At 43.2% G+C, this 17264-nt stretch carries 4 protein-coding genes; all 4 read right to left on the bottom strand.

Annotation, left to right across the window (positions count from 1 at the left end; genetic code table 11):
- Positions 1 to 102: 102 nt before the first annotated feature.
- A complete protein-coding gene (locus tag E6C50_RS06095) occupies positions 103 to 3339 on the bottom strand; it encodes an Ig-like domain-containing protein (protein ID WP_136402320.1) in 3237 nt (1078 codons plus the stop codon).
- Positions 3340 to 3659: 320 nt separating this feature from the next.
- A complete protein-coding gene (locus E6C50_RS06090) occupies positions 3660 to 5186 on the bottom strand; it encodes a T9SS type A sorting domain-containing protein (protein ID WP_168732759.1) in 1527 nt (508 codons plus the stop codon).
- A gap of 434 nt (positions 5187 to 5620) precedes the next feature.
- Entirely contained in the window at positions 5621 to 11170 is a 5550-nt protein-coding gene (locus E6C50_RS06085) for a fibronectin type III domain-containing protein (RefSeq protein ID WP_136402318.1), read from the bottom strand.
- Positions 11171 to 11425: 255 nt separating this feature from the next.
- Positions 11426 to 17161 (bottom strand): T9SS type A sorting domain-containing protein, encoded by a 5736-nt coding sequence (locus E6C50_RS06080; RefSeq protein ID WP_168732758.1) that lies wholly within the window; start codon positions 17159 to 17161, stop codon positions 11426 to 11428.
- Between the last annotated feature and the right edge of the window lie 103 nt (positions 17162 to 17264).

Genomic DNA, 17264 nt, shown 5'->3' with positions numbered 1-17264 from the left:
CATATACTATGCATAAGGTTATCATTCTGTTAATTCATCACTTATATCCATAAAAAAAGCCTCTCAGTTGAGAGGCTCTTAGGCATGCAATTCAAAAAACTATTATTTTTTAATCACTTTTATAGATTGTGATTGTCCGTTTGCTTTAACCTGTAGGATATAAGCTCCTGTTGGTAATACACTCATGTCTACTAAGGCAGTTGTTGCATTTGGCTGTATCGCCATTACGCGCTGTCCAACTAAATTAAACACCTCAACTGAAGTAATATCATTGGTATAGCTTACGGTAAACTTATCGACTACCGGGTTTGGATAATATTTTAATCCCGGTAAATTGAATGACGCTGATCCCAGTGTTACGGTAGCTGTTACCGCTAGTGGCGTTAAACTTCTACATCCTCCAACGGTGTGCATTGCATAGTACGTTGCTCCGTTTACCAATTGCGTAGTCGACGCCAATGGGTTCACATTTGCTATCGCATCTGCTTCGGTAGCATACCATACTATTGCTGTACCTGTTGCAACAAGGTTAGCCACAGTAGCATCCGACGGTGCATTTACATTGAAAGTCTGTGTCGCAGCTCCTGTTGGTGCCGCTGGTGCCGCTGTTACATTTACGGTTACCGTCGATTCCGTATAACATCCCGTAGTTGGGTTGGTTCCTCTAACGGTGTAAGTAGTCGTTGTAGCTGGCGATACCGTTACCGTACTTCCGGTTAAGTTACCCGGCATCCAGGTCCAGTTTAAGTCACCAGGTCCTGTTGCATTTGTCTGACCTCCGAATACTACGTTTAATCTGTTTTTAGATAAAGCCGGTGTTGGGTTTGTTGTTGCCAATACCGTTGTCGATGACAATACACTTGTTGTAGCCGATGCCGTAGTATTATCGGCTGTTGCGGTATAGTACGTGATCGCATTATACGTTAAATCCGCACCATCTTGTCTGATATCAATAATGATGTTAGAGGTTCCATCCCATACATATGGTGTTGTAAAGGTGATGGTGTTTAGTCCTATCGCATGCGTATAAGTCGCCGGTCCGTAAACTAAGTTTAATCCGGTTGTTGTAAATCCTGTTAACGATGAATTTGTTGTTGTTCCAATTCGGATTGTAAAGTTGGTAACGTTTGTTCCGCTTCCTAATGATGTGATTCGGTAAGCAAGTGACGTAATATTTCCTGGTTTTAATCCGGCTGCCGTTAATTCGGCTGCCGTAAATACCGTCTGATTCCAGTATTGTGCCCAACGGTTACAGAAAGCTGTTGGTTGTGTTGTATCACCTGTTAACGTAGTTCCGGTTCCAACGGTTACCGTTCCAGGACCTACTGTTTGCGTTGTCGCTGCTAATGATGATGATGTTCCTTCACAAATTGTTGCCGGAGTTGCTGCAACATTCACTACCGGATTCGGATTGATGTTTACAACCACTGTTGCAGTTGTAGCACAGCTTCCCGCCGATTGTGATGCTGTTAAGGTATAAGTAGTTGTTGCAGTCGGATTAAATGTCCATCCATTCGTCACATTTCCGGTTACTCCTGTTGCAGGCGACCAGGTATAGGTATCGTAGTTTGATCCTCCTGTTGCAAGTGTAATGGCACTACTTGTCGATCCGCTACAAACTGCTGCTGTACTGTTGGCACTTAACGTGATAGCCGGTGCCGAAGTAACCGTTGCTACTACTTCCGTTCTTGGTGAAGCACATGACAGATCGAATTTCCAGTTATAGAAGCCCATAAAATAGGTTGGATCGTATCCGTTTCCAGTGATGTTTGCCGCCGCAGATGTATACGGATAAGTTGCTCCGGATACATTACGACTTACTCCACCGGATGGTAACGTTGGATATAACTGGTAACTTCCCGGTGCTAACGTATGATTTAACGTAATGGTTTGTGCTGTTGCACCTCCCCCTACGCTAGTTACATATGGATAGGTAGCAATTACAGTTCCTGATGAGCTACGAACAATAATCGCTCCGTTTTGTCCTGATGTTTGCGGGAATACATCTACTGAAATCAGTTTTGTATTTTGTAAAACCGTAAAGTTTACCTCCCACTCAATTGTTTGTGTTCCAATGGTACCACCTTGCGCTGTTGGCGAAACCGGCCCTACACTTGTCGTTCCCGGAACACTTGTTTCTACCCAATAGGATGTTGTTGTTGAAATTACCGGGGTATTAAAGGTTGTACCGGTTCCCAATGCTGTTCCGCCGGTTTGTGCTGCATACCAGTTGATCGTTCCACCCGCTGCCGTAGCCGTAAGTACTGCCGATCCGGTTCCACATACCGTTCCCGGTGTTGTTCCTGTTATATCAAAATAATCACATTGGGTTGTAAAGGTAGCAGAAGCTGTCCAGGCACTAAAATCGCCGCTTCCACAGTTGGATCGCACATAAACCGTATAGGTTGTTGATGGCGCCAGTCCGGTAACATTTTGTGTTACCACTCCCGCAGCAGATGTTCCTGAAGCTCCCAATCCGGTTGCGCCGCTTCCAGCCGCACCACTGCTTCTCACTTCATATTGGTATCCGCTTGCCGGTGCTGTTGCCGGTGCTGTCCACGCAATTGTAGCACTGTTTTTAGTGATCGCACTTGATACAATCGCTGTTGGTGCAAAACAAGTTGGTACCGTAGAGGTCAATGAAATGTTATCCAATGATGCCGGTGGATTGGTTCCGTCGGACGAGTCATTTTTCCATACAAATACCAATCGTTTTGTTTTTCCGGCCACATAGTTCATCTGTGCCGTAGTGAACGCATAAGCTACCGCTGTTGTTGTTGTCGGATTGGCTGTTCCCGCACGTTGCAACAGATAATACCCTGTTGTTCCGTTGGTATACCCTGTCCATCCTGTAGTCGTGGTATTGGTTCCGGTTGGTCCAACATTGGTTGGCGTGATATTCGTATCGATAATGTAAACCATCAGGTTGTCATAATTTCCGTCATTTCCGTTTCCACGCCAGTCGAACGAAAGGTTTACCGCCGTCGCTCCGGCCGGAAATGCAATATCCCTATAGAAAAAGGATCTACTGGTAGCGGTTGTATTGTAATTCCAGGTTGTTCCGCCATCATTGGAAATAAAGGCTCCTCTGTTTCCGGTAAACCATCCCGGAGTTGTTCCTAAAGCCCATTTATTGGTTGTATCATCTAAAGCCGTCCATCCGTTAGCGGCCAGTGTGGTTCCGGTTTCGAAACCGCCATCTCCGGTAGGGCTAATTAAAACCGTTTGGGCTTGTAACTGTCCCAGCCAAAGCGTTAGCATAAACAAACAAAAAGCACTCCAACCCTGTGTCGGTTTTTTATGCCATCCAAATTTGCTTAATAAAGTAATTTTTTTCATAAATATAATATTAACAGTTTATTAGCACCAATGTAAGCAAATATTGATCATCCAATATAAAAAATTAGCATTTTAATAAACAAAAAACAACATTATAACAAAATAAAAACACTATATATATTATATTAACTTATTGTTTGTTTTATGATAAATCTGATTTTTCTAAAAAGACTTCTTTTACAGACAAACATTACCATCCCTTCAAAAATCCCGCTGCCCGTTTTTACGAATCGATTTCCATAAAAAATGCCCCCAAATAGTGTCTAACTTTTTGGAGGCACTCTATATTTACGACAGCCTTTTTTATAACGAAAAACGGATTACTTATTTTTAATCACTTTTATCGACTGAAATTGTCCACTGGCCTGAACCTTTACCATATAGATTCCCGCTGGCAAAGCACTCATATCAACCGATGCTTTTGCCTGATCCGGTTGAAGGGATATCACGCGCTTTCCAACAAAATCAATTACTTCAACCGAAGCAATCGCATCCGTATGGGTTATCACAAACTTCTCGGTTACCGGATTGGGATGGTATTGTAATCCCGGAATAACAAACGAAGTGGTACCCAGAGCTACTTTTACCGTTACCGCGAATGGCGCGCTGGTACAACTGTCAGCAACGTTGACCGCATAATAGGTTTTATCATTGATCAATGACGTATCGGGAGATAATGGATTGCTATGACTTAAAGCATCGGTTTCAGTGGCGTACCATAGTATATTCTCTCCGACAACCGCAATTTTTGCGATGGTAGCTTCGGGTAATTGCCCCACATTGATGGTTTGTTCGGCTGCCCCTATTGGTGGTTCCGGTGCTTCGGTAGCATTCACATGCACTGTAACTGTTTTCTCTGTAAAACATCCGGAACCGTTTACGCCTTTAACCGTATAGGTTGTCGTTTCGGATGGAGAAACCGCTATCGAAGCTCCCGTTAACGCTCCGGGTGTCCAGGTACAGGTAAATAATGTATCCTCTGTAATTACCTGTCCTTCAATTTGCACATCAAACCTTATTTTGGATAGCGTAGGTGTTGGGGTCATTGCCGTCAGTACACTTGATGATGATGGTATATCAGTTGCAGCCCATACCGTTGTATTTTCGGCTTCTGTATAATGGGTTGCCGGATTTTGGAAATTGTCTCCACCTTCCTGCCTGATATCAATAATAATACTAGACATTCCATCCCACAGGTAAGGTATTGAAAAGGAAATTATATTCCAGCCCTTATGATAGTTATAAACAGAAGATTCAAAAACCTGTACCAATCCTGTCATTACAAATCCGGATAAGGTTGTATTGGGAGTAGTTCCCATATTAATCGAAAAATTTTTCACCTTGCCGTTGTTTCCACTATCGGCAAGATGGTAACCAATTCCGGTAATGGCCCCTGGTTGTAATCCCGCTAATCTTAACTCTGCAGCCGTAATAACTGTCTGACTCCAATACTGCGCTTTATTACTACAAAAAGCCGAATGCTCTTCAAATCCCATTGTTTTTCTTTGACCTCTTCCTACCTGCACATTACCACTTGTTGTAACCGACAGGTTAGCCACTGCCCCTTTACAAATGACAGGTACCTCCAAAATATTCATTTCCGGGTTAGGCAGAACGTATATTTTTATTGTAATTGTTTTAGTACAACCCTCTTCAAATTGTGATCCGGTTAAGGTATATGTAGTCGTTTCTGCCGGATCAAATACCCAGCCTGTAGTAACATTTCCCGTTACGCCTGCTGCCGGTGACCAGACATAACTATCATAATCACCAACCCTGGATTTGAGGGTTACTACGGGAGTAGCGTTGCCACTACATATTGTGATCGAATTGGTTTCTAGTAGCAAGGACGGCAAATTGTCGCAAGGTAACTTCCGGGCATTTATTGACTGACTAAACCCAAAAAGCAATACAGTCCAACAAATGAAAGCAATTCGTTTCAGTACCTCTTTTTTATATATTCGAAATTTGTAAAATAATAATGTAATAGCGTCCATAAAAATTAATATTAAGTTATTCTCAATTATTACTGATAAAGCAAACTCTTTAAAAATGTTGCATTAATAACAAAAATACAAATAATTGTTATAAAAAACTTTATTTATTATTTTCATTTTATTATTACTCAATTGATTCTAATAAATCCTAAACTTAGTATCCGAATAATCAGTGGTACTATACAAAGCTCGTCGAGTCGAGTCGAGTCGAATCCAAAATCCGGCAGCTCATAAAAAAAGCCTCCCAAATGGGAGGCTCTCGTATTTATCACATAACAAACTTGTTATTTTTTAATCACTTTTACAGATTGTGATTGTCCGTTTGCTTTAATCTGAAGGATATAAGCTCCGGTTGGCAACACACTCATGTCTACTAATGCTGTGGTAGCATTTGGTCGAACTGAAATTACGCGTTGTCCTACTAAGTTGAATACCTCAACCGAAGTAATGTCGTTCGTATACGTTACTGTAAATACATCCACTACCGGGTTTGGATAGTATTTCAATCCTGGCATATCGAATGATCCTGTTCTTAATGTTACCGTTACGGTTACCGCTAATGGTGCAGTACTTCTACATCCACCTACAGTTTGCATTGCATAGTAAGTAGCTCCGTTCACTAACTGCGTAGTCGACGCCAATGGGTTTACATTTGCTAAGGCATCTGCTTCGGTAGCATACCATACCACTGCTGTTCCGGTTGCTGTAAGATTGGCAATAGTAGCCTGATCTGCTGTTGCCGCATTGATTATTTGTGTCGCATTTCCTGTTGGCGCTGCCGGTGCAGGGTTAACGTTTACTGTTACAGTAGACTCGGTATAACATCCTGTTGTTGGGTTTGTTCCTCTAACCGTATAAGTAGTCGTTGTAGCTGGTGTTACTGTTACAGAACTTCCGGTTAAGTTACCCGGCATCCAGATCCAGTTTAAGTTACCTGCTCCTGTTGAAGCTATCTGTCCTCCGAATACTACGTTTAATCTGTTTTTAGACAAACTTGGTGTCGGATTAGTTGTTGCTAAAACTGTTGTAGATGATAACGTACTGGTTGTAGCCGATACCGTAGTATTGTCGGTTGTAGCCGTATAATACGTAATCGCATTATTTGTTGAATCAGCTCCATCCTGTCTGATATCTACAATGATGTTCGATACTCCATCCCATACAAATGGTGTGGCAAACGTGATGGTATTAACTCCTACTGCATGCGTATAGGTTGCCGGTCCGTAAACTAAGTTCAATCCGGTTGTTGTAAATCCTGTTAAGGCAGTATTGGTGGTAGTCCCCATTCTAACCGTGAAGTTCGTTACGTTCGTTCCGCTTCCTAATGTGGTAATAGTATAAGCGATCGAAGTAATGTTTCCAGGTTTTAACCCAGCTGCTGTTAACTCAGCTGCTGTAAATACGGTTTGATTCCAGTATTGTGCCCAACGGTTACAGAATGCTGTTGGTTGTGCCGTTTCACTGGTTAATGTGGTTCCGGTTCCAATTGTAATGGTTCCAGGTGCCGATGTAGTAGTCGTTGCTACAAGAGTAGCCGTACTTCCTTCACAGATTGTAGATGGTGTTCCCGAAACGTTTACTACAGGTAGCGGGTTAATGTTTACCACTACAGTAGCTTCGATATTACATCCGCTGGTAGCATTAACTGCTTTTAAGGTATAAGTAGTTGTTGCAGTCGGATTAAATACCCATCCGTTTGTTGCATCTCCGGTTACTCCGGTTGCCGGTGTCCAGGTATAGGTATCATAACTTGAAGCTCCTGCTGTTATCGTTACCGCAGCACTGGATGATCCGCTACAAACGGCTGTTGTACTGGCTGTACTTAATGTTAATGCCGGAGGCGTTGTTACCGTTGCTACTACTTCTGTTCTTGCTGATGTACAAGAATCTTCGAATTTCCAGTTATACATTCCCATAAAGTAAGCCGGGTCATAACCGTTTCCGTTGATTTTTGCTACCGAAGAAGTATACGGATATACGGCTCCTGTAGTGTTACGGCTTACTCCAGCTGTTGGTAATGTTGGATATAACTGATAGTTTCCTGGCGCTAAAGCATGGTTTAACGTAATGGTTTGCGCTGTTGCTCCTCCACTTACGTTTGTCGTATACGGATAGGTTGCAATTACTGCTCCTGATGAACTACGAACGATAATCGCTCCGGTTTGTCCGGATGTTACCGGGAAGATATCTACTGAAGTTAATTTCGTGTTCTTTAAAACGGTAAAGTTGATTTCCCATGCCGTTGTTTGTACTCCGATTGTTCCTCCCTGTGCAGTTGGCGAAACCGGTCCTACAGCTACAGTACCATTTACTCGGCTGGATTCAACCCAGTAGGATGTCGTTGCTGAAATTACTGGTGTTGTAAACGAAGCTCCTGTTCCAAGCGCTGTTCCTCCTGTTTGTGCTGCATACCAGCTAATGTTTCCTTCGTTTGCTGTTGCTCCCAAAGTTGCCGTTCCCTGGCCACAGATACTTGCTGGCGTTGTAGCCGAAATTACCGGTGGATTACATGGTGTTGTAAAGATTACTGGTGCAGACGTCCAGGTACTGGTGTTTCCGGTTCCACAGTTAGAACGTACCCAAACATAGTATGTAGTTGAAGGTGTTAATCCTGCTAATGGTGTCGTTACCGCTCCTGCAGCTGCCGTTGCATTCGGTGTTGTACCTACTCCTGGGGCTGTGCTGTTTTCCGAATAATAAATGTCGTATCCGTTTGCCGGTGTCGATACCGAAGCGGTCCAGTTTACAGTGGCTGTAAAAGCGGTGTTTGCCGTTGCAGTTACTGCTGTTGGAGGCATACACGATGGGATCGCTACTACTGTTAATTTATAATCTTCTGCTTCTGTTCTTGTATTTGCATTCGAACAAGCATCCGGTGTACTACTGTTATAATCAATTCGTACACGCATTCTATAATCGCCTAATGCTGTTCCAGCCGGTACTACAAAACTTCCTGTCTGATCGTTTCCGTAAGCTGTTGTAACAAATACTCTTTCTGTAGCATTATCAAAAACTAAATCGTTGTTCCAGTCAACCCAGATACTGGTTCCTACTGTTCCTCCGACAATAGCCGTTGCAAAGTTGATGGTTCCTGTAGGATACTGTGTAACCGTTGCTGTTGCATAGTTATCCTGGTATCCTCCTGTAGTATATCCCGAAGCAGTGTTCGAAATGTTGGTCGATCCACCTGTAGTGGTAAAATTGTTGATATAAGTAGACGCCGAAGTAGACGAAGGCACACAATATCCGGTACGGAAAGTTGTAGCTGCTGTCCAGGCACTGAAGCTTCCGGATCCACAGTTAGATCGTACGTATACCGAATAGTTTGTTGAAGCTGTTAATCCTCCAATGTTAGCCGTTACTACTCCTACCGCAGTCGATCCGCTGTTTGCCAGACCTGTAGCACCGCTTCCTGCTGCACCACTGGTTCTGATTTCATATTCGTATCCTGCTGCCGGTGCTGTAGCCGGTGCTGTCCATCCAATTGTTGTAGAAACTAATGTCGTTCCTGTAGCCGTTAATGCTGTAGGCGCAAGACAAGTAGGTGTTAAGTCTACTGTAATTTCTCCTAAATACAACGTACTCATATCCGCTGCCGAATAACACTGGAATCCGATGTTATATAAGCCGGTAGTTGGTACTGTAAAGTCAATTTCTTTTGTTACTACTGTGTTTGAAGTTCCGGTAGTCACATCAAATAAAGTGGTGCTCATTGCTGAATTTACAGCCGAGTTTCCAATACCCACTTTTAATTTCTCAGCATAACCGCTGTCTTTATATTTGAATCTCAAACGGTAGCTCGTTCCTTGTGTAAGGTTTAATCCATTGGTAAAGAACCAATCGTTAGCCGCATTGGTACTATGGTATGGGTAGCCCATTACTTTTCCGGTAATTCCGGTTGCACTGGCATAACTTACCCATGTTTTGGTATCGTTATTTACGTTTTGTACAGTAGTACATACCGGGATTGCCGGAACGGTTACTGCCTCAATCGGCACTGTATAAGGAATTACAGATGCCTCACATGATGTTGCAAATGTATAAGCTGCTGTCCAGGCACTAAAGTTTCCGGATCCACAGTTTGATCGTACATATACCGTATAAGTTGTTACTGCTGTCAATGCTGTAATATTTGCAGTTAAAACACCTGCCGCAGTCGACCCGCTGTTTACCAATCCTGTAGCGCCACTTCCTGCCGCGCCACTGGTTCTGATTTCATATTCGTATCCAGCCGATGGTAGTACTATTGGTGCTGTCCATCCGATTGTAGCTGAAGTCGCTAAAACGTTTGTTGCCGTTACGGCACCTGGTGCCACACATGTAGGACCTAATTCTACCGAAATTTCTCCCAGGTATAATACGTTCATGTTTGCAGCCGAATAACACTGGAATCCGATGTTATACACCCCGGTAGTCGGTACAGTAAAATCGATTTCTTTTGCTACTACTGTTGAAGCAGTTCCTGTAGTTACATCAAATAATGTAGTCGTCATGGCTGTATTTACAGCTCCATTTCCGATACCTACTTTTAATTTTTCGACATAAGCACTATCTTTATATTTGAATTTCAAACGGTACACAACACCTTGCGTAAGGTTTAATCCGTTTGTAAAAAACCAGTCGTTTGCGACATTACTTCCATGATATGGATATCCCATTACTTTTCCGGTAATTCCGGTTGTGCTGGCATAACTTACCCATGTTTTAGTATCGTTGTTTACGTTTTGTACCGTTGTACAAACCGGAAGTGCCGGTACCGTTACAGCCTCAATTGGCACTGTATAGGGAATCGCAGCTGTATCACATAACATTGTAAAAGTATAAGCTGCCGTCCAGTCGCTAAAATCGCCCGAACCGCAATTTGCTCTCACATAAACGGTATAGGTCGTACTGCTCACCAATCCTGTTAAAGATGCTGTAGTAACACCTGCTGTAGTAGTACCACTGGTAGCTAATCCAGTTGCGCCACTTCCTGCTGCACCGCTGGTTCTGATCTCATATTCGTATCCGCTTGTCGGATTTGATCCAGAAGCTGTCCAGTTAAGGGTTGCAGTAGTTGTAGTAATTGCCGAAGCAGCTACATCAGCTGGTTTTAAACATGTTGGCGCTACAGCCGACAATGAAATATTATCAACCGATGCCGGTGGATTCGTTCCTGTCGATCCGTTATTTTTCCATACAAATACCAATCGTTTTGTTTTTCCAGCCACATAACTCATTTGCGCTGTAGTAAGCGAATAGGTTACCGCTGTTGTAGTTGTTGGATTTGCGGTTCCGTTACGCTGTAACAGGTAGTATCCTGTTGTTCCATCGGTATATCCGGTCCATCCCGTTGTAGTGGTATTGGTACCTGTTGGCCCTGATGTTGTTGGTGTAATATTGGTATCCACAAGATAAACCAAAAGGTTATCACTGTTTCCGTCATTACCGTTTGCTCTCCAGTCAAATTTAAGCGTAACAGTAGTTACTCCCGTAGGAAATGTAACATCCCGATAGAAATGAGAACGGGTTGCCGTAGAATTGGTATACGCCCAGGTAGTCCCGGTATCGTTGGAGACATAAGCGCCTCCGGTTCCCGTAAACCATCCCGGAACGGTTCCTACGTTCCAGGTATTCGGGGTTCCGTTTACAGTAGTCCAACCGTTTGCGTCGAATGTACTACCATTTTCAAAGCCGCCTTCGGCATTCGGGTTAATTAAAACCGTTGTTTGTGTTCCTTGTGCACTTGCCTGGTGTCCCGCCAGCAATGCCATCAGTAACAAACAACTCAATTTAAAGTGCAGCTTCAATGCATTACGCCATCGAAACCCACTTAAATAAGTAGAGTTTTTCATAATAGTGTCATTAGTTTTTACAGGCAGCTAATTTAACAAAATAATAACACTGAAAAGATTTCAAATGCTTTTTAACAATTTAAAATCTGAAATAAATAAAAACCTCTCATTTTCTTAACAGTATAACCTTTTAAAGTTAAAATCAAATTGCATCACATCGTAATTTCACAATTTATTTTATAAATATTCCCAAAAAAAAAATCGCCTGGAGATTAATCTCCAGGCGATTTCATATCGAATACGTTAATTTACGCGTTATTTCTTAATGATACGGATCTCCTGCATCGCATCGCCCGATTTTACATGGGCAATATACGCTCCTGAGGCCAGGTCGCTCATATCGATAGTGGTCATTGTTTCCGCACTGTTTTTAACAATTACTTTCTGACCTAACATATTATAGATCGTCACATTACTGATTGGCTCGGAATAGCTGATCGTGATGATATCCAATACCGGGTTAGGATAGTATTTTAACGCGGCTTTGTCGAATGACGAAGTACCTAAGGTTACTGTTACCGTTACGGCTAATGGAGCCGTACTTGAACAGCCACCTACGGTTTGCATCGCATAGTAAGTTGTTCCACTCACCAATTGCGTAGTCGACGCTAATGGGTTTGTTCCCGCCATAGCATCTACTAAAGTTGGATACCAGATCACGTTGGTTCCGGTTACTACAATACTGGCAATCGTGGCTTCTGCCGGTGTATTTACCGCGATAATCTGCGTAGCCGCTCCAGTTGGCGCATTCACCACATTGATCGTAACTGCTACTGCCAATCTTGGACTTTCACATCCTGCAATGGTTTGCGTTACGTAGTATGTACCAGTGGCCAAAGCAGCTGTCGTTGCTAAAGTCGTTCCACCTGTTGGTTGATCATACCACTGAATACCTGTTCCGGTAGCTACAAGGTTGGCTACTGTAGCACTGTTACAGAACGATTGTGCTACTGCTGTTGGCTGTGCCGTTACATTTATTGTTACCGCCACCGCTAATCGTGAACTTTCACATCCGGAGATGGCTTGGGTTACATAATACGTACCTGTTGCCAAAGTAGCTGTAGGCGCCAAAGCGGTTCCACCTGTTGGTTGATCATACCACTGAATACCTGTTCCGGTAGCTACAAGATTGGCTACGGTCGCGCTGTTACAGAACGATTGTGCCGCTGCGGTTGGTTGTGCTGTTACGTTTACTACAACATCTACCTGGAATCGGGCACTTTCGCATCCTGCGATGGTTTGTGTCACATAGTATGGTGCTGTTGTCAAAGCTACTGTTGGCGCTAAAGCGGTTCCGCCTGTTGGCTGGTCGTACCACTGAAGTCCTGTTCCGGTAGCAACAAGGTTCGCTACTGTGGCTGAATTACAAAATGTTTGCGCGGTTGCGGTTGGCAATGCGGTTACATTTACGGTTACCGTTGCTACAGTGGAGAAACTTGGCAATCCAAGTGCTGCACAGGTTACTACCAAACGGTAATAGGTGGTTTGTGTAAGGGTACCGGTGGTCAGATCAGCATACGTTGCCGAAGCAGTTCCTTCATTTACCGGTGCTGTAAAGGCTAAATCGGAAGACGATTGCCACTGATACGTTGTGGTTTCTCCCGTTGAATATCCGGTTGCCTGAATTGTTGAAGTACCAGAGGTACAAATGGCTGTTACCGTAGCAGTAGCTGTTCCTCCTACCGCTGCCGTACAAACCGGCGACGTAAATTCGTCCGCTCCCATATCCGGAGTGGTAATGCTTCGGGTATTACCGTCAATGTCGGTTGTTACCGTTGCAATTGGTGTTCCGGTGTTATCCAGGTAAATATTCGATGCCGGAACCAAATGTAAGTCGGTTGTCGATGTAAATACCGGCACTACGTTTTTCGAATTCACATTTCCACCAAAACCCGTTACCAATGCTGCTAAATCGGCTCTGTCCGATCCGATATAGGCCAGGTTAGTCCCTGTTGACGTATAGTTGTTATAATCGATTGCTGCAAAAACCGTGTTCGCAGCCTCCGAATAGATCGCATAACGCGCTCCCGTTTGTGTTTGTGAGTTGGCGAAGATATTATTTCTCAGGTTGATCGCACCCGGTAAGGTTACCCCCGTAGTGATGTTTATTGCTGCCGGTCTTCCACTTACGGTTTGGTTGGTATTCATCGCCACCGTGTTGTGGTAAATGTTATACCCCGCTCCTTGTCCGACAATAATACCATAACCGTTATCCGCAACGGCACCTCCGGCAGAATATCCATAACTGGCTATATCACTGACAAAGTTGTTGTATACGTTGATAGCAGCTACTACACTATTGGAATTCAAATAAATACCATTACTTCCATATCCGGTTGAATTGGTATTCTTAACATCCGAAATCTTATTATTGAATATATTTCCGTTTATTGCAACTCCTCCCACCAAAATACCGGAAGAAGTACTTGTTGTTGTAGTAATAACCCCTTTGATATCGTTACCGGAAATCACAAACGCCTGCGCATTTTGCACTGCAAGACCTCGGAAACCAAGTTTATCAGCTGTAACAGTAGAACCAAATACGTTATTGGAAATTACAAATCCCTGATCCGGCGTTGTTGCATTTCCAATAGCAAAGATTCCATTCTGCATTTTGTTAAAGGTATTATTAATCGATGTAAAGCCTGTATTTGGCGACTCTGCTGCGGCTCCTAAAGTAGCGCCACTCACTACCAAACCGGCTACCGTTGTTGTTGGTGCATTCCCTACGAATTTTATATTTCGGAAAATCGAATTCGTTGCTCCATTAGTTGCATCTACCGATGCCACCCATACGATTACACCTCCTGAGTTGGTGTTGGCAATTGTTAAATCACGTGTTGTCGTTCCGTTGTTACTTCCATCGAAAGTTACATAATCTGCTCCGAAAAGTTTAAAGATTGTTGTGGCATTCGACCCTGTAATTGTTGGTGTTACTCCCGTAGCCGGTACAATTGTCAGTCTATTGACAGCACTGGCATCAGCATTGGAATTGATCGTGATCGGGAAGGTTTCTGCAGGATAGGTTGCATCTATTAAAGAGAATGTAACCGGACCGGATAAACATCGTGTATTATAATCGGCAACAGCTGCCGTAATGGTTGCATAAGCGCCACCTACTCCAACGGTGTACACTCCGTTTAACGGTGCTGTCAGACTATAGGAGAATGGTGTTGTTGGCGGTGTACCGACTGCTGGTGGGTTAATCGTAAATGAAGCCGCTCCGGGCGCCGGTAATGCGCTTACATTTGGTGTGCCGGCATTATCCTGAGCTACGAAATAATAACTTACCGTATCGCCTATGACTGCTCCGGTTCCAATTGCAAACTGATATTGTCCGGCTCCTAAACTCGTAGCTGTAGCTGCTGTATAGGCTCCGGTATTAATTCTCCAGTAGGCTACCGGCAATCCGGCTCCAGATGTAGGCACTCCACTGGCATCTGTAATCGTTGCCGTGATGTTTCGGGTTCCAACGGCACAAACGTTTGCCAAAACAGTATGTGTAATTACCGGTGGTGTAAGATCCATAGGAACTCCCGCAAATTCATCGGCTCCAATATCCGGTGTCGTAGTACTACGAACATCACCATCGAAATCGTCTGTAATTCCAGCAACTGGTGTTCCTCCGTTTTCAATCTGAGTTGGCACCGTTGTATTGATATGTAGGAAGCCTGCATTCGTTCCTGTGGTAGACGTCCATGTTGGATTTTCTGATATCGAAGCACTATCGCGTGTACCCATTCTGGTTTTTAAGGTTGCCAACACGGTATCGGTATTGGTTCCATCAGCAAATAATGTGGGACCAAAATACAGGTTGTTATTCGATACTGCATCATAGGTTGTCAATGAAGTTCCCGATCTTCTGAAAGCCACCGCCAATGCCGTTCCATTCGGTGTTGACTGGTTTACAAAGATATTGTTGCGCAATGATACGGTTGGTGTTGTCGATACCGAAATCGCACTCGATCCAAACGATGCTCCGGTACTGGTTGCATTTAATCGTACGGTGTTGTAAGACGCATTGACCGTTGTTCCGCCTGTAATATTAATCCCTACTAATGGGTTCGCGGCATTGGAAATTGGTGTTCTTAAATCGCCAATGATATTATTAGACAGATTTACAGTGGTACTTCCACTTACTAAAATTCCGTTTACAACTCCCGATGCATTGTTGGCTTCGATGTTGTAAATTTTATTTTTATATATATTTTGTGATGTACCTCCGGTAATTGCTATTGCACTTATCGTATTACCTCCGGTTGTTGTTAATCCCGAAATGGTATTGTTAAAGAAATTCTGATCTCCGGCTGCAGAAGTAATTCCAACAATTGAGTTAGCTCCCGTGATATTGCTGATCACGTTTCCGGATACATTATTTGTTCCACCTACCAGACTGTATCCCGCATTTAGGATGGTTACCGTCCCGTTTCCGGTGGTAATATTATTAAAAATATTGTTTGTTATGGTTTTGTTCGGATAGGTTGGCGTTGTTCCATCTGCAGAACGGAAACCTCCCAAAGTAGTTGCTCCGGTTAAGGTCACGTTGGAGAAGTCGTTCATGGAGTTAACCTCTGTTCCACCTAGTGTACTTCCGAATGAATCATAAAAATACACCGTACCTCCCGCTCCGGTTTTACTAAATGCCGTTACAATTATGTTTGAGTTTACCGCTGTTACGGAATTGGCCGCGTGGGTAACGCTATTACTTATAAAAGTAAAGTTACCGGTTGTATTTACACTAAGGTTAATGAATCTGTTCGCACCAATAACCGTGTTTTGCGTTGCTGCAGCATTACTAATTAGCGTAATGGCTCCTGATCCGGCTACTGTATGTCCAAAATTATTGAAGTCATTATTACTGATGTTTAACGTTGTGTTTGTGTTTACCGTAGAACCTTCATAGGAAATCCCCATTATGGTACCGCTGGCATTGGCACTTCTAAGTGAAATGGTATTGGCATTGATCTCATTTACAATCAATGTGGTTCCGGTTGGGGTATTTGTAAATGACGGTACATATATACCTCGTAATGTTCCAGATGTTACACCTCCGTTTGAACTGGTGATTGTATTGTGGGATACATTAAGATTTCTGGTGTTACGCACTAAAACGCCGTTTACAGAACCCGATACGTTAGCATAACTTGAAAACGTTCCGGTTGTTCCGAAATTCGTAATGCTGTTTCCCGTTGCTGTTGTTCCTCCTCCGATATCCAGCCCCATATTATGGTCGGCAGCAGCCGAAGGTCCTATAACCAAAATTCCAATATTTACATTGCTGATGTCGTTGGTATAGACTTTTAAATTGTGATTTCCTCCGTTTGTTCCCGTAGCCGGTGTGGAAGTGGTTACAGCTGTAGCCGAGTGCGTCGAGTTACTGTAAATTCCAAATGTATTCTGATAGGTACGGTTTAAACTGATTGTATTATTCTGAATAACATTATTTTGCGCTCCGTTAGTTGTAGAAGCATAAAGCAACGCTACACCCCATTCGGTCATATTGTTCGTACCGGCTGCCGTTGTGGTATTCGCCGCATTTTCGGTCATGGTAAAATTCTGGATTATCACCCAGTCGGCTCCAACCAATTTAAAGATGGCATCGTTTAACGCTCCGGAAGTTTGTGGCGTAGGTGCCGTAATCGTACTGGTGCTTCCTGAAATGGTAATTACATTTGTCGAACTTCCTTCGGCTGTAATTACATATCCTCCTGCCGGAGCAGTTTCATTTCCGGTTAACGTAATGGCCACCGGGCTTGTAATTGTCGCTCCATTTAATGCCGTTATAGCTGCTGCTAATGACGGATAAGTAGGATTGAGTCCCGAGCCCCCGTTTGTAGTAACCTGTGCATGGCCTACAAACGCAGCTAAAAACAAAAAGAACATTAAACAGGCTTGCTGTCGAATGTTCTTAAGCCGTGAACTATCACGGTTTCCTTTTTGATTAAACAATGAATCGGAGTCATTGCCTAATGAATAGTATTTTTTATTCATATAAAATGATTTAGTAAGTGAAATTACTAAATTTTTAAACATCTTCTAACAACATTAACATTACACAAAACATATCACAAATAATATTCATTATTTTTAATTT

It is taken from the genome of Flavobacterium supellecticarium, from assembly GCF_004801375.1.
GTDB classification, from domain to species: Bacteria; Bacteroidota; Bacteroidia; order Flavobacteriales; family Flavobacteriaceae; genus Flavobacterium; species Flavobacterium supellecticarium.
This window is presented reverse-complemented; position numbering and strand designations above follow the sequence as displayed.

What these genes read in the sequence shown, in the direction of transcription:
- E6C50_RS06085 (WP_136402318.1), bottom strand. Translation starts at nt 11,170, where the DNA reads ATGAAAAACTCTACTTATTTAAGTGGGTTTCGATGGCGTAATGCATTG.
- E6C50_RS06095 (WP_136402320.1), bottom strand. Translation starts at nt 3,339, where the DNA reads ATGAAAAAAATTACTTTATTAAGCAAATTTGGATGGCATAAAAAACCG.
- E6C50_RS06080 (WP_168732758.1), bottom strand. Translation starts at nt 17,161, where the DNA reads ATGAATAAAAAATACTATTCATTAGGCAATGACTCCGATTCATTGTTT.